1 protein-coding gene is annotated in these 3,208 nt (G+C 68.3%); it reads left to right on the top strand.

Annotated features, from left to right (window positions below; genetic code table 11):
* Positions 1-176: 176 nt before the first annotated feature.
* Entirely contained in the window at positions 177-2,786 is a 2,610-nt protein-coding gene (ligD, locus tag V6M42_RS08550; protein ID WP_332678198.1) for a DNA ligase D, read from the top strand.
* Positions 2,787-3,208: the final 422 nt, after the last annotated feature.

Below are 3,208 nucleotides of genomic sequence, written 5' to 3'. Positions count from 1 at the left end.
AGTGGCTAGTGGCTAGTGGCTAGTGGCTAGTGGCTAGTGGCTAGTGATTGTCGCACGACTGACGGCGGAAGGGCGACGCGGTCAGCGCGGCCCCGCAGGCGGCGGCCAGCCACCAGCCACTAGCCACTAGCCACTTCACAGCCGCAACGCTCCCGGCCCCCCGGCGTTCACCCGCCATGGCAGCCCGCGGCGAACTCAAAACCTATCAGGCCAAACGCAGCTTCGCGGAAACGCCGGAGCCCAAGGGCCGCAAGGGCAAGGCGAAGACCACCGCCCTGACCTATCTGATCCAGCGCCACGCCGCGACGCGCCTGCACTACGACTTCCGCATCGAGGTCGACGGCGTACTCAAGTCCTGGGCCGTGACCAAGGCGCCGTCGCGCGACACCCTGGTCAAACGCCTCGCCGTCGAGGTCGAGGATCACCCGCTCGACTACGGCTCGTTCGAGGGGACCATCCCCGCCGGCAACTACGGCGCCGGCACGGTGCAGATGTGGGACCGCGGCACGTGGGAGCCGCAGGAGCCCGACCTCGATGCTGCCTTCAAAAAGGGCCAGATCAAGATGGTCCTGCACGGCGAGCGGCTGAAGGGAAAATGGGCGCTGATCCGCCTCCGCTCCGACCGCGGCAAGCCTTCGAAACGCAACAACTGGCTGCTGATCAAGGAGCGCGACGAATACACCGTCGAGGGCGAGGGCGACGCCAATATGGAGATCGACGCCTCGATCGTCTCGGGCCGCACCCTGGCCGAGATCGCGGGCGGTTCGAAGGAATGGAAGTCGTCAAAGACCACCACCCGCAAGGCCCCGCCCAAACCCCAACCCACCAAGGCCGCCGCCAGCACCTCGAAAAAGCCGCCCGCCTTCGTCCCCATCCAGCTGTGCAAGATCGCCGACTACCCCCCGCGCGGCGCCGGCTGGGCGCATGAGATCAAGTTCGACGGCTACCGCATCCAGATCGGCGTCGGCGGCGGCAAGGCGACCCTTCGCACCCGCAAGGGCCTCGACTGGTCGGCCAAATTCCAGGCCCACGCCGACGACGCCGCCCACTGGCCCGACGGCGTCGTCGATGGAGAGCTGTGCGCCCTCGCCGAGGACCACATGCCCGACTTCTCGGCCCTGCAGGCCGCCATCTCGGACGGCAAGACAAGCGAGCTGATCTATTTCGCCTTCGACCTGCTGTTCGAGGGCGACGAGGACCTGCGCGGCCTGCCCCTGTCCCACCGCAAGGCGCGGCTTCAGGCGTACATCGACCGCATCCCGAAGAGCGCCGCGAAACGCATCCGCTACGTCGACCATTTCGCCACTACCGGTCAGGCCGTGCTGGACAGCGCCTGCCGCATGGATCTGGAAGGCGTCATCTCCAAGTCGCTGGACGCCCGCTACACCGCCGGCCGCTCGACCACCTGGCTGAAGTCCAAATGCCGCGGCCGGGACGAGGTGGTCGTCGGCGGCTGGACCTCCGAGGGCGACCGCTTCCGCTCCCTGATCGTCGGGGTGCAGGACGTCGACGCCAGGGACGGCAAGGGCCTGCGCCACCTCGGCCGGGTCGGCACGGGCTACAGCCAGCCCCTGCTCAAGACGCTTCTGCCCGCCCTCAGGAAGGCGAAGACCGACCACAGCCCCTTCGTCGGCAAGGGCGCCCCGCGCCGCTCGTCCTCCGCCGGCCAGACCATCCACTGGGTCACGCCCACCCTCGTCGCCGAGATCGAACACGGCGGCTACACCGACACCGGCTCCCTGCGTCAGGCGGCCTTCAAGGGCCTGCGCGAAGACAAGTCCGCACCCGAGGTGACGGAGAAACCGCAGGCGCCGTCGAAGCCGTCAAAGGAGACCGGCAAGGTCTCCGCCCCGCCCCAACTGGCCATCCCCGGCGAGCCGCGCGGCAAGGCGAAACTGGTCGTCGCCGGCGTCACCATCTCCAACCCCGACCGCATCCTGTGGCCCGCGGCCGACGGCAAGCCGGCCCTGACCAAGGCCGACCTCGTCCGTTATTACGAGATGGCCGCCGAACGCATCCTGCCCCACGTCGCCGACCGCCCGGTCTCCATCATTCGCGCGCCCGAGGGCATCACCGGCGAGACCTTCTTCCAGCGCCACGCCATGCCCGGCTCCAACCCGCGGCTGAAGCTGATCGATGTGAAGGAGCGCAAACCCTATGTCGGCGTCGTCGACGTCGGCGGCCTGGTCGCCATCGGCCAGTCGGGCGGACTGGAACTCCACCCCTGGGGCTGCAAGCCGAACGACCCGGAAACGCCGGACCAGATCACCTTCGACCTCGACCCCGACGAGGGCCTGAATTTCGCCGACGTCATCGCCGCCGCGAAGACGGTGAAGAAGGAGCTGGAGAGCCTCGGCCTCAACGCCTTCGTCAAGACCACCGGCGGCAAGGGGCTGCACGTCGTCGCGCCGATCAGGGCCGACGCGAAAAGCCGCATCGAATGGGACCAGTGCAAGGCCTTCGCCAAGGCCGTCAGCGAACGGGTCCGCGCCGCCGACCCCGACCATTTCACCACCACCCTGGCCAAGAAGGCGCGGGGCGGAAAGATCTTCCTCGACTATCTGCGCAACGGCCGCATGGCCACCGCCGTCGCCCCCTGGTCCCCCCGCGCCCGCCCCGGCGCCGGCGTCGCCTTCCCCCTGTCCTGGTCGCAGGTGAAGACCGGCCTCGATCCCCGCGCCTACACCCTCCACGACGCCGCCGCCCTGCTGAAGAAGCCCGATCCCTGGAAGGATTTCCGCGACGGGGCGGTGAACCTGCGGCCGGTGCTGAAGAAGGTGTTGTGAGGGATTTGTCCCCGGCGCCCGCCACCCCCGTCATTCCGGGGCGGAGCGCCACCCCACCTTCCGTCATTCCGGGGCCGAGCGCAGCGAGGAACCCGGAACCCAGGGGACCAGGCTCGATATTGGCGGCGCGTCGGACGACGGCGTCCGATCCCCTGGGTTCCGGGTTCGCTCTTCGAGCGCCCCGGAATGACGGTTCAATGCTGCAAGTTGGCGCTGAAACAGACGACTTCCAGAAGCCAACCCTTTGACCTCTAACGTTTATCAACACGCAGCAGCGTCATCTCGTAGCCGCATGTAACCCCCGCCCCATAATCCCCCCATCCCGTCGGTGGGGAGGGCGTCGGATCCACGCTTCTCGATGTCGGCGGGCTGTGGTCGAGCGATGAAGCCCGGGGGCGCTTACGCCGGGGGTCCTTGAGGAC

This window comes from Brevundimonas sp., assembly GCF_036677305.1.
Classification (GTDB): domain Bacteria; phylum Pseudomonadota; class Alphaproteobacteria; order Caulobacterales; family Caulobacteraceae; genus Brevundimonas.
Note: the sequence above shows the minus strand (reverse complement) of the source record. Positions and strands in the feature narration are given on the sequence as shown.